14 protein-coding genes, 1 pseudogene and 1 riboswitch are annotated in these 16,575 nt (G+C 31.8%); of the genes and pseudogenes, 8 read left to right on the plus strand and 7 right to left on the minus strand.

The window, feature by feature from the left end:
- Nucleotides 1–50: 50 nt before the first annotated feature.
- Nucleotides 51–1,394 (plus strand): adenylosuccinate lyase, encoded by a 1,344-nt coding sequence (gene purB, locus EYD46_RS09600; protein ID WP_130936875.1) that lies wholly within the window; start codon nt 51–53, stop codon nt 1,392–1,394.
- A 276-nt stretch (nt 1,395–1,670) separates the two neighbouring features.
- On the opposite strand, the gene EYD46_RS09605 is transcribed toward purB, so the two are convergent.
- The 4 genes from EYD46_RS09605 to EYD46_RS09620 are packed head-to-tail and all read right to left on the minus strand — an operon-like array spanning nt 1,671 to nt 3,843.
- Nucleotides 1,671–2,213, minus strand: coding sequence for a DUF4252 domain-containing protein (locus tag EYD46_RS09605; RefSeq protein ID WP_130936876.1), 543 nt, complete (start codon nt 2,211–2,213; stop codon nt 1,671–1,673).
- Nucleotides 2,214–2,244: 31 nt separating this feature from the next.
- Entirely contained in the window at nt 2,245–2,838 is a 594-nt protein-coding gene (locus EYD46_RS09610) for a DUF4252 domain-containing protein (protein ID WP_229731346.1), read from the minus strand.
- 14 nt (nt 2,839–2,852) lie between these two features.
- The gene (locus EYD46_RS09615; RefSeq protein WP_130936877.1) at nt 2,853–3,347 is read right to left on the minus strand and encodes a hypothetical protein; all 495 of its coding nucleotides are present in this window, start codon (nt 3,345–3,347) and stop codon (nt 2,853–2,855) included.
- A complete protein-coding gene (locus EYD46_RS09620) occupies nt 3,334–3,843 on the minus strand; it encodes an RNA polymerase sigma factor (protein WP_130936878.1) in 510 nt (169 codons plus the stop codon). The genes EYD46_RS09615 and EYD46_RS09620 overlap by 14 nt, the downstream gene beginning before the upstream one ends.
- A gap of 361 nt (nt 3,844–4,204) precedes the next feature.
- Here EYD46_RS09620 and EYD46_RS09625 point away from each other — a divergent pair, with 361 nt between their 5' ends.
- From EYD46_RS09625 to EYD46_RS09635, 3 genes and pseudogenes are all read left to right on the plus strand, one after another.
- Nucleotides 4,205–5,635: a S41 family peptidase gene (locus EYD46_RS09625; protein ID WP_130936879.1), complete on the plus strand. Its 1,431-nt coding sequence runs from the start codon at nt 4,205–4,207 to the stop codon at nt 5,633–5,635.
- Between the two features lie 937 nt (nt 5,636–6,572).
- Nucleotides 6,573–6,677 (plus strand): annotated as a pseudogene (locus EYD46_RS17975) (thrombospondin type 3 repeat-containing protein); the annotation flags it as partial.
- Nucleotides 6,678–7,521: 844 nt separating this feature from the next.
- Nucleotides 7,522–8,238, plus strand: coding sequence for an adenine nucleotide alpha hydrolase (locus tag EYD46_RS09635; protein WP_130936880.1), 717 nt, complete (start codon nt 7,522–7,524; stop codon nt 8,236–8,238).
- Nucleotides 8,239–8,322: 84 nt separating this feature from the next.
- On the opposite strand, the gene EYD46_RS09640 is transcribed toward EYD46_RS09635, so the two are convergent.
- From EYD46_RS09640 to EYD46_RS09650, 3 genes are read right to left on the minus strand one after another with little or no spacing between them, the layout of a single operon-like run.
- Nucleotides 8,323–8,892, minus strand: coding sequence for a PAS domain-containing protein (locus EYD46_RS09640; RefSeq protein ID WP_130936881.1), 570 nt, complete (start codon nt 8,890–8,892; stop codon nt 8,323–8,325).
- 41 nt (nt 8,893–8,933) lie between these two features.
- Nucleotides 8,934–9,995 (minus strand): YncE family protein, encoded by a 1,062-nt coding sequence (locus EYD46_RS09645; protein ID WP_130936882.1) that lies wholly within the window; start codon nt 9,993–9,995, stop codon nt 8,934–8,936.
- Between the two features lie 3 nt (nt 9,996–9,998).
- Nucleotides 9,999–11,828, minus strand: a complete 1,830-nt coding sequence (locus EYD46_RS09650) for a TonB-dependent receptor plug domain-containing protein (protein ID WP_130936883.1) — start codon at nt 11,826–11,828, stop codon at nt 9,999–10,001.
- A 30-nt stretch (nt 11,829–11,858) separates the two neighbouring features.
- Nucleotides 11,859–12,104, minus strand: a riboswitch (cobalamin riboswitch).
- 69 nt (nt 12,105–12,173) lie between these two features.
- On the opposite strand from EYD46_RS09650, the gene EYD46_RS09655 reads away from it, so the two are divergent.
- The 4 genes from EYD46_RS09655 (at nt 12,174) to EYD46_RS09670 (ending at nt 16,564) form a co-directional block, all read left to right on the plus strand.
- Nucleotides 12,174–13,313: an ABC transporter substrate-binding protein gene (locus tag EYD46_RS09655; RefSeq protein ID WP_130936884.1), complete on the plus strand. Its 1,140-nt coding sequence runs from the start codon at nt 12,174–12,176 to the stop codon at nt 13,311–13,313.
- Nucleotides 13,314–14,345: a FecCD family ABC transporter permease gene (locus EYD46_RS09660; RefSeq protein WP_130936885.1), complete on the plus strand. Its 1,032-nt coding sequence runs from the start codon at nt 13,314–13,316 to the stop codon at nt 14,343–14,345.
- Nucleotides 14,345–15,139, plus strand: a complete 795-nt coding sequence (locus EYD46_RS09665; RefSeq protein ID WP_130936886.1) for an ABC transporter ATP-binding protein — start codon at nt 14,345–14,347, stop codon at nt 15,137–15,139. The genes EYD46_RS09660 and EYD46_RS09665 overlap by 1 nt, the downstream gene beginning before the upstream one ends.
- Before the next feature lie 105 nt (nt 15,140–15,244).
- A complete protein-coding gene (locus EYD46_RS09670; RefSeq protein WP_130936887.1) occupies nt 15,245–16,564 on the plus strand; it encodes a DNA recombination protein RmuC in 1,320 nt (439 codons plus the stop codon).
- Nucleotides 16,565–16,575 lie beyond the last annotated feature (11 nt).

The raw sequence follows: 16,575 nt of genomic DNA on the forward strand, positions 1-16,575 counted from the left end.
GTCTTCTGTCTAAATAAACTATCTTTGCAGCTTTAAAATTTTAAGCAACTATGTCCTTATCATCACTCAATGCCATCTCTCCAATTGATGGACGCTATAGAAATAAAATCAACGATTTAGGTAGATTTTTCTCAGAAGAAGCACTTATTAAATATCGTGTTTTAGTTGAAATAGAATATTTCATAGCACTTTGTGAAATTCCTTTACCACAATTAAAGCATGTTGACCATAACGTGTTTGATGATTTAAGAGCTATTTATAAAGATTTTTCATCTAATGATGCTAATGTTATTAAAGATATTGAAAGTGTTACCAACCACGATGTAAAGGCTGTTGAATATTTTATAAAAGAAAAATTTGATGCTTTAGGCTTATCAGAATTTAAAGAATTTATTCATTTTGGATTAACATCTCAAGACATAAACAACACAGCTATTCCACTAAGTATTAAGGAAGCTATGAACGATGTTTATGTACCAGAATACTTTAATGTTTTAAAGAAACTTAAAGAACTTGTTAAAGAATGGGCACAGGTATCTATGCTAGCAAGAACCCATGGACAACCTGCATCACCAACGCGCTTGGGTAAAGAAATTGATGTTTTTGTAGTACGTTTAGAAGAACAATTTAATTTATTAAACGATATACCTAGTGCTGCCAAATTTGGTGGTGCTACTGGTAATTTTAATGCGCACCATGTTGCATATCCTAATATAGACTGGAAAGCGTTTGGAGATACTTTTGTACAAGAAAAATTGGGCTTACAACATTCCTTCCCTACTACCCAAATTGAACATTACGACCACATGGCTGCATTGTTTGATAACTTAAAACGGATAAATACTATTTTAATTGATTTAGATAGAGACATTTGGACCTACGTATCTATGGACTATTTCAAACAAAAAATTAAAAAAGGAGAAGTTGGGAGTTCTGCAATGCCACATAAAGTAAATCCTATTGATTTTGAAAATTCTGAAGGTAACTTGGGCATTGCAAATGCTATTTTCGAGCATTTATCTGCTAAATTACCAATATCTAGATTGCAAAGAGATTTAACTGATAGTACCGTTTTAAGAAACGTTGGTGTTCCTTTTGGACATACTATTATAGGTTTTAAAGCCACTCTAAAAGGGTTAAATAAACTATTATTAAATGAAAGCAAGTTTGCCCAAGATTTAGAAAATAATTGGGCTGTAGTTGCAGAAGCCATACAAACTATTTTAAGAAGAGAAGGTTATCCTAATCCTTATGAAGCGTTAAAAGGATTAACCAGAACCAATGAAAAAATAAATCAATCTTCAATTTCAGATTTTATTGATACCTTAGAGGTCTCAGACGAAATTAAAGTAGAATTAAAACAAATCACACCAGGTAATTATACTGGTATTTAATTATATAGTTATGTTAAGTAGTAAACAATCTCTCTTCCTTACTGGCTTAATGGCTGCTTGCATCTTTGTATTTGGCATACTTGATATTTTAGATAATTTTATAGTACTTACTATTTTAACACTTGTGTTTTTTGCTATACTAATCAACTTATTTTACACCTATTATCAGCAGAGGCAAAACAATTAACTTGTACAAGTAAACAATATAGAAATAAACAAAAAAAGGCTTCCTTACTAGGAAACCTTTTTTGTTTTTAATAGTTCTATGTAATTTAATTACTTAAAAAAGTCTAGCATCTCCTGCATTTGGCTTTCATCTACATTTGATGTTCTTAAAGCTTCGCCTAGAGCTATCATTTTCTCGGGGCTCATATCACTTCCTAAAACTCTAACTACTGCAAATCCCATGTCTTTTGCGCTTCCAAAAAGTACAACCTCGTCGGCATCTTCATCATCTCCTATATATTTTACTAAAATCTTTCTACCTCTATCACTAAATTCCATCAAGTCTTGGTATTTATCTTGCTGTAGTATAGATTTAACTTTATCTAGCTCAGTTGCGTAAACCTCTTGATTAGTATCATTAATATTAAACCCTAAGAAGTTTAGTCTACGTACCGAATTAAAAGCTTCTTTCTGCGCTTCAGTAAAATTTGTTTTATCTATTTTAACCATAGATACTGGCAAATCTTGAGATATAAAATTTGGTTGTTCTTGATGGTCTACAAAATAGCGTTGTAAACTTGGTTCGCTATTGCAACCCGCCAAAATAAAACTCAATAAGGCGGCTATAAAAAAAGATTTAACTGTTCGTTTCATGATAGATGATGATGATTAGTATTGCAGTATCTTATTTATCCTTCTCTAAATGCTTTCCACCTGGGATATTCATTTTTTGAGTCAATTTAGAGATTTCATTTAAATCGATATCCCCAGTCATAGATACCACTACAGTTTCTATCTTACGAGACTTCCCATTAATCTCTACCTTTTCATCCATTTTTTTGTCAATTCCAGTAACAAAAATTAATAATTCCTGTACATGGTCTGCATCTCTTCCTTCTTTTACGTAAAACATCACTTCGGTACCATCGTCTTTAACTTCCATAAGCTCTTCTAACTTACTAGAACGAGAGTTTACCCATTTTGTGATATCTGCTGAAATTGCAGAATTATCAGTAACTATGGTTTTAAAACTAGTAATGCTTTTCACCATATCCATATAAGCTTGTGCTTCTGGATCATCCACATTTACATTTAGCTTTGCTAACATCTGAAACATTTTTGGTTTAATGTTTACATAAGTTACATTAGGGTCGTCACTGTATTTTTCAAATACATTGTTCTGTGCCATTCCTGTAAAAGGCAACAACATAATTGCCATTATAATTACTATTAATCGTGTTTTCATCTTATTTGTGTTACGTGTATTTAAAGTTCTCATTTTTTAATGTTTTACTAATTCGTTTTAAAAATTATACTTGTTGAATTTTCAATTTCATTCAAATAATTTAAGGTAGATGCGCCTTTGTTAACCTCATCAAGATAATTAACGGTAGATGTACCTTTATTAAAATGATTCGAAATCATTGCTAACTGTTTAGAAACCTCGTTAAAAGCCTCTTCTGGTTCACAAAACGTACCAACTAGGTTTGGCTCACATTTTTGAGACCCTCCAAATGGATTTGTAAAATAAACCCCCAACATAATAACCGCTACTGCTGCAACCGATACCCATTTGTAATTAAATACCTTTTTAGTTTTTAATGGCAGGTCTTTAGTAAACTGTTCTTGTTGGTTTCCCAAAAAATACACAAACATGGGTTTGTAGTGCTCTAAGTGTGGTGCAACGTTGTCTTCAGAAAAATAGTTTTTTAACACTTGCTCTTCCTTAAGGCTCGTTTCCCCGTTCTCGTACTTTTCAAGTAAATTTTCTATATTATTTAATACCATAATTATGTGTATTAGTTAATCGTTCTCTTATTGTTTTTCTCGCTCTAGACAAGGCTACTCTCACAGCTGTATTGTTCATATCTAGCATTTTAGCAATCTCATCAAAGTCGTATTCTTCTATATCTCTTAGTTGAATTATCATGCGTTGTTGGTCTGGTAACTCTTCAATAATACGTTCAACCCAACTCACGCTATCATTCAGTTCTACTTGTTTTTGCAGCGGTGTACTTTTTTCCTCATAATTACTATGTACAATTTTTAAATTTTGTGCCTGCTTTGATTTTAACTTGTCAAAACAAAAATTCTTTGTCATCGTCATAGAAAATGCCTCTACATTTTTATACTCACTAATCTTACCTTTATTCCGCCATAGTTTCAGCAACACCTCTTGGGTGGCGTCTTCAGCCTCTTCAGTAGATACCAGCAATCGTTTTGCTAAACGAAACACTTTATCTTTAAAAGGCATGACTATATTTAAAAACTCATTTTGAGTCATTTTGGTTGTGGTTAGTGGTTTCTAAAAATAACTTTATTAGTGCTATTTGTAATTACGACGATACACTATTTATTTTGTTACATGATAATAAAAAAAATTATATTTTGAGCGTTACCCTGCTATTGGAGAGGTTAGAGGTTAGAGGTTAGAGGTTAGAGGTTAGAGGTTAGAGGTTAGAGGTTAGAGGTTAGAGGTTAGAGGTTAGAAATAAAAACAAAATCCATAAGTAACAACCAATACCCAATACCCAATACCCAATACCCAAAATCCAATAACCAATAGCCAAAGATTAATTTTTTATTACGCAATAATGTAAGTAAATTTATGGTTTAGTAGACTACTATATAAAATTGCGAAAAAGATGAAAAGAATAAAAGCCCTAGTCCTAATATTGGTTGCCCTAGTTTTAACTAGTTGTTTTGAAGATAGAGACGATACACCAATACAAACAAACGAGATTAACGATTTTGTTTGGAAAGCTATGAATTTTACTTACCTCTACAAAAGTGAGATGCCAAATTTAGCAAACGATAGATTTGGAAGTAATGCAGAATACTCTGAATATTTAGATGGGTTTTCCTCTCCCGAGGAATTATTCGAATCTTTAAAATTTCGACCAGAAGCAGTGGATAGGTTTAGTAGAATTTGGCCTGATTATATTACTTTAGAACAAAGATTACAAGGTGTTTTTAAATCAAATGGCATGGAAGCAATCCCTTATGCACTTGCTAGTAACGATACAGATGTGTTTTACCTAGTAACATTGGTTTTACCAAACAGTGATGCAGCAGCTAAAGGCTTAAAAAGGGGAGATATATTTGCCCAGGTTAATGGTACAACCATTACAAGATCAAATTTTCTTGAGGTAATTAGTCCTGATGTGTATACCTTAAATTTAGGAACATACAACACCAATGGCACTCCAGAAACCACTGATGACAGCATAGTAACCCACGGCGACGACATAACTTTAGAAAAATTTCAATTGACTGAAAACCCAATATTCGTTAACGACATTTTTCAAGTTAATGGAGAAAATGTAGGCTATTTAATGTACAATGGTTTTGTAGCTGGTTCTGAAGTTGGATTAAATAATGTCTTTTCTGATTTTAAAGCAAACAACGTACAACATTTTGTTTTAGATTTACGATACAACCCTGGGGGACGTATTAATGTTACAACCTATCTAGCTAGTATGATTACAGGGCAATTTACAGGGCAAGTCTTTGAGAAATTAATTTATAATGAAAACCGACAGAATGAAAATAAAGATTTTCTATTCTCTGATAACTTTGGTGGCAGCACAATTAATAGCTTAGGTCTAGATAAAATATATATACTCACTACCGAAAGATCTGCTTCAGCAAGCGAGGGCATTATCAATGGTCTAAATCCTTATATAGAAATAGTACAAATTGGTGAAGCAACAAGTGGAAAAACCCAAGCATCTAATCTTTTTTATGACTCTACAAATTTTAGTAGGCAAGGTGCTAATCCTGCTCATACTTATGTTTTACAACCTCTAGTCGCCAATGGTTTAAATAAAAACCTTGAATCTGTACCTAGTACTGGTTTACCGCCTACCGCAGGTTTTGAGTATAGTGAAAACATCTTGAATTTAGGCGTTTTAGGTAATGTAAATGAGCCTATGTTGGCACTAGCTCTATCGGATATTGAAAACTCAGTAAGCAAAATAAACAATATTAAAGACAATCAATTACACCTTGAAAAGCTTGACATTGACGAAAAAGCATTCAGCTTTTCAGGCGAGGGCGGCATGTTAGCAGATTAAATCCTTTTTTTAATTATATAATTCTATTCCTCTATTACTTTTATAAGAGACAAATTAGACACTCAAGTAAACCACCAAATATAATTTGTGAATCTAACATTAAAATAAAGTAGAACTTATAAAATTTCTCATTTAAAAATACAAGCTAATATTAGCAGATGAACTAACATGATATAGTATAAACCAAAATTGTAAGCTATATAAATAAACAGTTCAGAGTTAATCAAATTTACATAAAACTATAGTCTATACTAATTAAACTTTACTTAATATACTTAGCGTTCCAATAAAAGATTTTTGAATTCTTTTATTGGATTTATATTTTTAAAAAAGTAAGTTTAATTTTAAACTAAAAAAAGTATTTTTGTATAAAGTTAAAAAACTAAACTTACTTTTTATGAAAAAATATATTACAATTTTCACATCTTTAATCATAATTAACAATATTTTAAGTCAGTCTTTTCCTAACAATATCAGTAGTGATTATCAGGTCAACATTGAAATAATTCCTCCTACCCTCTCTGGCGATTGTAATGAAGGAATAAAGGTTAAGTTAAAAGTAGTAGACCCAGGGGTTGATTATTCTGGTCCTTTTAATCGTTGGGATTACTGGGACTTTAAACTGTATCTTGACTTTGAATATACTTCTGGTCTTAAAGTTACAGAAAATGTTTATCATAAAAGATTTGCTCCTATCGCATTTGACGGTCGAATTACATCTAGTAGTGGAACTTATTATACTTACAACTTTGAAATTCCAAAAAATTTAATAGTTGATACTCAAACTTTAGATGGAAGTATAGCAAGAGGTAGTTTAAAACGTTTCAACTCACGTAGCGAATTAGGTGAAAACTCTGTTGGTGGCATAAATTTTTTAGAGAAATTTAGTGAAGACAAAATCTGGTGCATATCCCCATCTGGTAATGATAGTAGTGAAGATAGAGATAATGACGGTATTCCTAACTATATGGACAATTGTGTGGGTATTTACAATCCAGATCAACTAGATAGTGATGGAGATGGCTATGGTGATGCATGTGATGGCTCTTTTGGTGGCAACCAACCAAACCTAACCCTTTCAGGTTTCACAGTAGAAGTTGGAGGTACAACTTATAACACATTCGCTTCCGAAAGTAATAATAATACTCCTGAAGTTCCTGAATTTGTAAACGGAGAGGAACATGAATTTAATATAACAATTGAAAATGATGATGAAGGTAATGCGAGTTCTTCAAATTACCTAATTCTGGTTTCAGAAGAAAGAGTTTACCCTAATATAGGTTCGAAGCCTGTATATGAAGTCAGAAGAGATAATATAGGTAGCATTAAAGGAAATTCTGAAAAGACCGATTCATTCTTTCTTTTTATCAATGATTTTATTTCTTCTTTAAGACTAGAAAATGGTAAGACTTATTATTTGATTGTAGATATTGATCACAATGGAGCAGTTGATGAATCCAATGAAAGTGGAACCGATAATATCTTTTATATTGAATTTACATTTAAATCTACTACTGGTAAAATAAGAATTGTAAAAGACCTTGAAACATTTTATGTAGATTATAATCACTCACAAAATACCAGCAATATTCTAAAACTAGCCAACTTAAATAGCGGCACTATAGTGTACCAAAAAACACTATCTAGTAATAAAGAAACAGTAAATCTCCCTAGCACTACCCAATCTGGACTTTATGGAATTTATGTTAACGATAAATACATCAAGAAAATTGGAATTGGAAGTGATATTAATAACCCTAACAATCCAGTACTGCTTAAACCTATTGGTAATTAAATTAGTATAAATTTTATATTTGTAATATCACTTATTTAAAATTTAAATAAGTGATATTACATTTTTATAGTATTTAGACTTCTCTTAGTAAATGAACAAAACCTATTTCAATTGGAGCTCTGGCAAGGATTCCGCCTTAGCATTATACCATTTATTACAAGATAAACGCTATACTGTTGACGAACTTATTACAACGGTAAACTCTCATTACAACCGTGTTTCTATGCATGGGTTAAGACAAGAGTTACTCATAGCGCAAACCAACGCTATTAACATTCCTGCAAGCCTTATAAAACTCCCAGAAATGCCCAGTATGGAAGTTTATGAGCAAAAAATGAATGCAACAGTCTCCAGATTAAAGCAAGATGGTTTTACCCATTCAGCATTTGGAGATATTTTTATAGAAGACTTACGCAAATACCGCGAAGATCAATTAGCAAAACAAGGATTTAAAGCTGTATTTCCTTTATGGAAGAGAGATACCAAAGCACTCTTAAACGAGTTTTTAAATTTAGGTTTTAAAACTATAATCGTCTGTGCCAACTCCAAATACTTTAATGCCGATTTTGTCGGGACGGTAATTGATAAACATTTTATCAAAAATCTACCAAAAGATGTTGATCCCTGTGGCGAAAATGGAGAATTCCATACGTTCTGTTTTGATGGACCTATTTTCAAAAACGCTGTTGATTTTATTATTGGAGAAAAAGTATATAGAGAATATAAGCACCCCAATACAGACAATTCAGTTTGCGATAGTAATGCTTACGGTGTATGGTATTGCGATTTAGTTATGAAAAACTTTTAACTATGAATATTTAAAGTTTAGCTAAAAAAAATTACATAAAAAAAGCCACTTAAAAAAAGTGGCTTTGTATTTTTACTAGAGTTATTAAGCTACTTGACGTTCTAAAGCAATAAAGTGTGTTTTACCAGTATTACTATGTAACGGAAAAATCTTTACCTCACATTTATAAGGTGTACCATCTTTTTTGTGATTAGTAATTACTTCAGTAAATGGTAAATTTAAAGTTAGCTTTTCCTTTATTTTTCTTCTAGAATCATCTGTAGTTTTTAAACCTTGTAATACTCTAGGTGTTTTGTTTAAAACTTCATTCTTCAGGTACCCTGTCATTTTAGTAAAGCCCTTATTTACCCAAACTATATTTTGGTTTAAATCTGTGATAAGAATAGCTTCAAATGCAGTCTTTTCAAATATAAAATCAATATTATTTTGCCAATTTAATTTTTCAGCATAAGCCTTAACTTTCTTTATATCTTCTAATCTTTCTGCTTCATTCAACGTTTCATGGTAGCCTTGACTATAAATATCCCAACTAGTAAGTGGTACCATAATTCTAGATGTATTAGATATTGTTTTAGAAACAGCTTCATAGTCACTCTTACTTAATGAAGAGAGGTATATATCTAAACACATCATGTTATATAAATTGTGCTTCATAATACTAAATTGTTATAATATTTATACAAGTTTAAGTGTTACTAGTTAAAGTATATCCCTCCTGGAATAATATTCACAGTAACCGAATTAACTTCTGCGTTTGTTGACAAATCGTATGATGTTAAAGCACCTTCACTAGTAAAGTCTTTAGCATCTACACCATATAAAACACCATCATTTACTGTCATATTATAAAAACTAAGATCTGTAATTTCAGCATTAGCTGGTAATGTGGTTGAAGTACTTCCCATTTCATAAATACTCCCTGCTAAATAATAATATAGGTTACCATCATCAAAAGATAAAAAATTAGGGTGTTCTGTTTCAGCAAAATCTATTGATGTTACAGTATTGTCAGCGGTACTCACTTTAAAGAGCTGCCCTCCAGTTTCATCTCCTGTCCATGAAGGCTTACCTCCGCATAATACCCATAAATTTCCAGAATTATCTAATTGCAAAGAGTTTGGCACATCTCCAACAGTAATAGTTGTAGATACAGTATTGGTAGCTCCATTAATTACTGTAATCTTATTGTTTTGGCTAAAACCACCCTGATGCGCTACATAAACACTACTTCCAGCAACAATAACTTCTTCAGGTCCTTCTTCTACAGCAATAGTAGATGCCTCCAAAGTATTAGTATTTAAATCTATTACAGCCACATAATCGTCAGTAGCATTACTACCATCTCCCCAATTGGTAACATACCCCTTTCCATCTAGAAAAGCTATAAATCTAGGGTTATTCAATCCTGTGTTTATTGTAGTAACAGATTCAAAAGTATAACGGTTAACAATTTCTATTTTGTTGGATACATTTAACACGATATACGCTAAATCGCCATTAAAAGCAATGCTCTGTGCTGTGTCCCCGAGTAATTCACTATTCACATTATTAAAAATATTATGCTCAGCAGTGTTCAAATCAAAAGAAACAAAAGAAACCGAGGCATTACCCATTCCAAAATTCCCCTCATGTGAGATTAATAATCCATTTTCATAATCGCCTCTTGGTAAAACAGGTGTGTTATCATCATCATTAGTACATGACGTAAAAAACAGTCCTATAGAGAAGGTTAATACTAGTAATTTGTTAAGTTTCATTTTTTAAAATTTAATTGTTGTTAATATTTGATAGTTTCTATTTGGCATTGGTCTTAATGCCACATTTTGATAGTTTTTATTATATATATTGTTTATTCTTAAATTGATATCATAGACAACTTTTCCTTTTTTATTTAGCAAGTAACCAACACCAAAGTTTGCTACATTAAACCCATCTAATTCGTCTCCAATAATAAATACTTCTCCGTTAAACAAATGCTGATAAAACATGGAGAACAGTTTGTAATTATAGGCTATAGAGAGATTACCTTTATGAAAAGGCACATATATAAGTTGTCTTTTCGTTTCTAAATTTTCTGAAACTGTATAAGAATAATGACCATTAAGGCTGAAATTATGTTTATGCATTGTAATGTTTAAGCTAGCATCTACTTCTGCACCATAACTTTGAGATTTTGCAATGTTTATAGGTTGCCACACACCTGAATTATCAGGTCTCCATTGAATTAAATCCTTTGTTTTAATATAGTAAGTATTAAACACTATATTAAATTGATTAAAACTAAAATTATGTCCTAAATCTAACTGATAAGACGATTCTGGCTCTAAATCTAAGTTACCCCCAGGTTGCCAATACAAATCGTTAAATGTGGGGATTCTAAAGTTTTTTGAACCATTAAATTGTATAGTATAGGTATTTGAAACTTTATAAGCACCATCCACAGAAAATAAAAAAGGATTCTTAAAATCAGAAGTATAACCCTGTCTGAGGTTAATATTATATTCAAAGTTTTGAAAAGGCTTGTGATGCATTATAGCAGTTGCCGAAAAAGCGTTGCGCTCTGGGTTTCCAAAACTACTACCTCCTCCATCAAAATAATTAAGCTCTAAAATACTTCTAAACTGTAGTAAATTTGATAGTCGCAGATTAAAATTATGATTAACAATAAACGTATTTACTTTACCAAAAGAGTAAATAGGATTGTCCTTATTTTCAAAATATTTAAACTTTTCATTTAAATGAACTGCTTTCAATTTAGATGTGACACCTCCTGAAACATGTGTCCATTCCAACATCGTACGGTAATTTTCATCTTCAAACTTACTATTTGATGGTGCTACTAAAGTACCTGAAAAATGACGTTGCCCATCATAGCTTTGATGATATAATTTTAAAATATCGCTTTCAGATATAAAATACCCTAAATTAACATTCAAATTCAAATTATTGAATTCGCCATTTTCATTAACCCTATCTGTACCCAAGTATTTATAGTCATTATCAGAATCCACATAAGCTATCCCAGCATTAACAGTAAATTTTGAATTTCCATAGGATGTAGATACGTTCGTCATCTTAGTATTAAAACTACCGTAAGAAAGATTAATACCTGTATTAAAATGAGAATTAAATTCTAAATTATTATTTAAATGAATACTACCTCCAATAGCACCACTACCATATTGCACGCTACCCCCTCCACTTCTGATACTTATATCATCAAAATTTGAAGTGTTTATGGTATTAAAATCTGTTTGTCCATTAAGTTGAGAATTGATATTGATACCATTCCAAACTACAGCGGTTTGCGACGCATTTGTACCTCTAAACGATGGAGAGGACACCATACCAAAGCCGTTTTCTTTAAAATACAAATTAGAGTTAAAGGCTAGTAATCCTGTTAATGATACTGGATTATTACTAATAACAGAATCATTAAGCGTTTCAATTTTGATACCAGAAGCATATTGTACAAGTTTACTATCACTCAAGATAACTGCATCTAATTTTTGGATAGAGTCTAACTGTGCTTGTGCATAACTGCTTAAACCAATTACAAAAAATAATAGTATATAAATATATTGTCTCATAATCTTTAAAACCCTTTACCCGAGAGTTTATATTAGATGATGAACATGGCAGGTCTCCTGACTTATTTAATTTTATTTTAACCTTCCCAGTGTAAAACCAGTGGTATAGTAGTAAACAAAATCCTCTTTTTTGAGGTACTGAAATAATTCAGCATAAACTTACAGTTGCGGGAACAGTTCTGGAGTTTAACCAGATTCCCTTTTAATTGATACTTATGCTTTCCCGAATTTATTACGAGCTATCAAATGCATCAAACCAAATTCTTTGCAAAAATAAACATTATGTTTAATCTTTATATTAAAACTTTAAATAATATTACTTTTGAAGGGATTAAAAATTGAATTTTGAAAAAGCTAATCTTCATTTTAAGCGTTTTACTGTTTGCGTCTTGTAAAAACGAACACGTAAAAAAAACAGAAAACGTTAATGGTATTCCTGTTGAACTAAAATATGCCGAAGGATTTTCAATTATTAAGCATGCCAATTTTAAAGAAATTGAAGTTTACAAACCTTGGCCTGGGGCTAGTAAAACTTACAAGTATGTATTGATTTCAAAAGATGAAGCCACAAAAACAGCAATTGATAAAAATGCTTACAATAGTATAATCACAAAGCCCATCAATAAAATTGCTGTTACCTCTACTACACATCTCCCTGCTCTGGAGTTATTGCATGTTGAAAAAACTTTAGTAGGTTTCCCTGGGACAGATTATGTATCTTCTAAGAAAATTAGAACCCAAATTGATAATGGTAATGTAAAAGAACTTGGAAAAAACGAAGGTTTAAATACAGAAGTTTTATTGGAGTTGCACCCTGATCTTTTAGTGGCTTTTGGGATTGATGGTGGTAACCGATCCTTGGAAACCATTCAAAAATCAGGAATTCCTGTAATTTTTAATGGAGATTGGGTAGAAAGTTCTCCTTTAGCAAAAGCAGAATGGATTAAGTTTTTTGGAGCTCTATATGATAAAGAAAAAGAAGCAGACTCAATTTTTAACACTATTGAAAACAACTATTTAGATGCTAAAAAACTTGCTCAAAATGTAACCTCTAAACCTAAGATTTTAAGTGGTGCCATGCACAGCGACATTTGGTATTTGCCAAATGGCACTAGTACCGAAGCACAATTTTTAAAAGACGCTAATGTAAATTATATTTGGAATGACACCGAAGGCTCTGGTAGTTTAAAGTTAAATTTTGAGTCGGTATTTGTAAAAGCAAAAAACGCTGATATTTGGTTGAGCCCTTCAAACTATTCAAGTTATGAGAATCTAAAAAATGGTAATGAAAATCATGCTTTGTTTACTGCGTTTAAAAATAAAAACATTTATACGTTTACCAATACTACAGGTGCAACAGGAGGGGTAACATATTACGAATTGGGAATGACCAGACCAGATTTAATTTTAAAAGATATTATAAAAATTTGCCATCCAGAATTGCTTCAAGAATATTCGCCTTACTTTTTTAAACCTCTAAAATAATTGTCAAACACACAAACATACCGTTTATCGTTTACCATTCTTACAGCTGTTTTGATAATTTGCTTTATTATAGATATAAGTTTAGGATCGGTTTCTATTCCTGTAAAAGATATATTTAATAGCCTTATTGGCAATGCTACAACACAAGAATCGTGGCAATATATTATTCAAAATTACAGATTACCAAAGGCGATAACTGCAATTATAGTAGGCTCTGGTTTAGGTATATCTGGTTTGTTAATGCAAACCCTGTTTAGAAATCCACTTGCAGGTCCTTTTGTTTTAGGTATTAGTTCTGGTGCAAGTTTAGGTGTCGCTTTAATTATTTTAGGTTCAGGAATTTTTGGCGGGATTTTAACATCACTATTTGTTTCAAAATGGGGTATAGTAATAGCGGCAAGTTTAGGAAGCCTTTTAGTATTATTAGCTGTTCTCACAGTATCTCTAAAAGTAAGAGATACCATGGCTATTTTAATTATAGGGTTAATGTTTGCTAGTATTACTGCTGCCATTGTAAGTGTGCTCTCCTACTTTGGATCGGCAGAACAACTACAACAATATATTTTTTGGGGCTTTGGCAGTTTAGGGAATTTATCGTGGGAAGATGTAATAATTTTGACATTAGTTTATTTAGTAGGTATTGTTTTAGCCATACTCTCAACCAAATCTTTAAACACGCTCTTACTTGGGGAAAACTATGCCAAAAGTTTAGGGGTAAATATCAAAAAAAGTAGATTTATCATTATCATGGCAACAAGTTTATTAGCAGGAACTATTACAGCTTTCACAGGTCCAATAGCATTTATTGGTTTGGCAATTCCTCATATAACAAGACAGTTGTTTAATACTGCAAATCATAAAATTTTATTACCCGCAGTAGTTTTATCTGGTGCTATTGTAATGCTTGTTTGCGATAGTATTTCACAATTACCACATAGCGAATTTACGCTACCTATTAACGCTATAACATCCCTTGTTGGTGCTCCAGTAGTTATATGGTTATTGGTTAGAAAACGTAAAATGGTGTTTTAATGGATAATAAGTATACACATATCATTTTAAAAACTGCAGATTTAACTATTGGATACACTTCAAAAAAAGCAAAGTCTATAATAGCTTCTAATATAAATATTGAATTAGAACAAGGCAAATTAGTTGGGCTAATTGGCGCTAATGGTATTGGAAAGTCTACACTTTTAAGAACACTCACTAAAGTTCAAACTCCAATAAGCGGGCAGATAATTTTAAATAATACATCTATTACTACCTACACTGATTTAGATTTAGCCAAAGTATTAAGTTTGGTGCTTACTGAGCCTGTAGCATCAAAAAATCTTTCTGTATTTGAATTGGTAGCTCTTGGCAGACAGCCTTACACGAACTGGATAGGAAATTTATCAAAACAAGATATTGAAAAGGTTAACGAAGCAATAGCACATACTAACATTTCTGAATTAAAACACAAAAAATGCTTTGAGCTTAGTGATGGTCAACTTCAAAAAGTAATGATTGCTCGTGCTTTAGCTCAAGATACCGATTTAATTATTCTGGATGAACCCACCACGCATCTAGACATGTATCATAAAGCCTATATTTTAAAGTTGTTGCAAAAACTGGCAAAAGATACAGGCAAAACTATTTTATTCTCTTCTCATGAAATTGATTTAGCCATTCAATTGTGCGATACTTTAATTGTAATGACTGAAAATGAAGTTGTTTCAGATGAACCTTGTAACCTGATTACAAAAGGTACTTTTGACAAATTATTCCCAAAAGACTTGATCGCTTTTGATAAAGCTACAGGAAGTTTTCGAGTGAAGAAATAAAGTTCAACACCGACATAGCACCGACAAAATATTAAATAAATATTAGTTCTAACTTAAATCTTTTGTCTTCGTTCTATTTATTTATCTTTGGTTATATTTTTTTATATGAACGACAATTTAATCATCATTATAGCTGCTATTATTTTTGCAGTAATTGGTTTCTTTTTAGGAAATTATTTTTCAAAATTGAAAAATAAAAGTGAACAGAGTACTCTTGCAGAACGCCAAAACCAAATGCAACATACCATTGATGATTTAAAGCAAAATCTAAATAAGATTGAAGGAGAGCGTGAGGAGATTCGTCGTGAAAAAGAATTTTTAAATACAGAGTTGGCTAGAAAAAATTCAGAATACGAAAACCTACAAGAGCAAAACTTAAAGCGTGATAAAGAGTTAGAGCAACGCCAAGAACAGTTACGTAAGGATTTTGAACTGCTAGCTAACAAAATTCTAGAAGAAAAGTCGAATAAATTTACTGAGCAGAATAAAGAAAACATTAAAAATATTTTAAGTCCGTTACAAGAAAAAATTCAAGGTTTTGAGAAAAAAGTAGAAGCGTCTCAAAAGGAAAGCATCAGTATGCATTCTGCTTTAAAAGAACAATTATTGGGCTTAAAAGACCTGAACCAACAAATGACTAAAGAAGCCACTAATTTAACTAGAGCCCTAAAAGGCGATAGTAAAATGCAAGGTAATTGGGGCGAGTTGGTTTTGGAACGGGTTCTTGAAAAATCAGGGTTAGAAAAAGATCGTGAGTATTTTGTACAACAAAGTTTTACAAGAGATGATAATTCTCGTGTAATGCCCGATGTGGTATTGCATTTACCTGACGGTAAAAAAATGATTATCGACTCTAAAGTATCTTTAACAGATTACGAACGTATGGTTAATGCTGATGAAGATGACAGACCGCAATTTCTAAAGGCTCATGTAAGTTCTATTAGAAAACACGTAGAGCAATTGTCGGCCAAAAATTATCAAGATTTATATGATATTGAATCTCCAGATTTTGTGTTGCTATTTATCCCTATAGAACCTGCTTTTGCCGTAGTGGTAAATGAAGATAATAGTATTTATAATAAAGCTTTTGAAAAGAATATTGTTATTGTAACCCCTTCTACCCTTTTGGCTACACTTCGCACCATTGATACCATGTGGAATAACGAAAAACAACAACGTAATGCTATTGAAATAGCGCGACAAGCAGGTGCACTTTACGATAAATTTGAAGGTTTAGTAAAAGACCTAACTGGTGTTGGCAAAAAAATTGATGCAGCAAAAGTCGATTATTCTGCTGCTATGAACAAACTAGTAGATGGCCGTGGTAATCTTATTACTAGCGTTGAAAAACTCAAAAAAATGGGGGCTAAAGCCAAAAAATCGCTTCCTGAAGCTATCATTAAACGTGCTGAAGAGGACGAATAATACTATGCCTA

Origin of the sequence: Hyunsoonleella pacifica (genome assembly GCF_004310335.1) — a bacterium.
Taxonomy (GTDB): Bacteria; Bacteroidota; Bacteroidia; order Flavobacteriales; family Flavobacteriaceae; genus Jejuia; species Jejuia pacifica.

What these genes read in the sequence shown, in the direction of transcription:
- purB (WP_130936875.1), top strand. Translation starts at nt 51, where the DNA reads ATGTCCTTATCATCACTCAATGCCATCTCTCCAATTGATGGACGCTAT.
- EYD46_RS09605 (WP_130936876.1), bottom strand. Translation starts at nt 2,213, where the DNA reads ATGAAACGAACAGTTAAATCTTTTTTTATAGCCGCCTTATTGAGTTTT.
- EYD46_RS09610 (WP_229731346.1), bottom strand. Translation starts at nt 2,838, where the DNA reads ATGAGAACTTTAAATACACGTAACACAAATAAGATGAAAACACGATTA.
- EYD46_RS09615 (WP_130936877.1), bottom strand. Translation starts at nt 3,347, where the DNA reads ATGGTATTAAATAATATAGAAAATTTACTTGAAAAGTACGAGAACGGG.
- EYD46_RS09620 (WP_130936878.1), bottom strand. Translation starts at nt 3,843, where the DNA reads ATGACTCAAAATGAGTTTTTAAATATAGTCATGCCTTTTAAAGATAAA.
- EYD46_RS09625 (WP_130936879.1), top strand. Translation starts at nt 4,205, where the DNA reads ATGAAAAGAATAAAAGCCCTAGTCCTAATATTGGTTGCCCTAGTTTTA.
- EYD46_RS09635 (WP_130936880.1), top strand. Translation starts at nt 7,522, where the DNA reads ATGAACAAAACCTATTTCAATTGGAGCTCTGGCAAGGATTCCGCCTTA.
- EYD46_RS09640 (WP_130936881.1), bottom strand. Translation starts at nt 8,892, where the DNA reads ATGAAGCACAATTTATATAACATGATGTGTTTAGATATATACCTCTCT.
- EYD46_RS09645 (WP_130936882.1), bottom strand. Translation starts at nt 9,995, where the DNA reads ATGAAACTTAACAAATTACTAGTATTAACCTTCTCTATAGGACTGTTT.
- EYD46_RS09650 (WP_130936883.1), bottom strand. Translation starts at nt 11,828, where the DNA reads ATGAGACAATATATTTATATACTATTATTTTTTGTAATTGGTTTAAGC.
- EYD46_RS09665 (WP_130936886.1), top strand. Translation starts at nt 14,345, where the DNA reads ATGGATAATAAGTATACACATATCATTTTAAAAACTGCAGATTTAACT.
- EYD46_RS09670 (WP_130936887.1), top strand. Translation starts at nt 15,245, where the DNA reads ATGAACGACAATTTAATCATCATTATAGCTGCTATTATTTTTGCAGTA.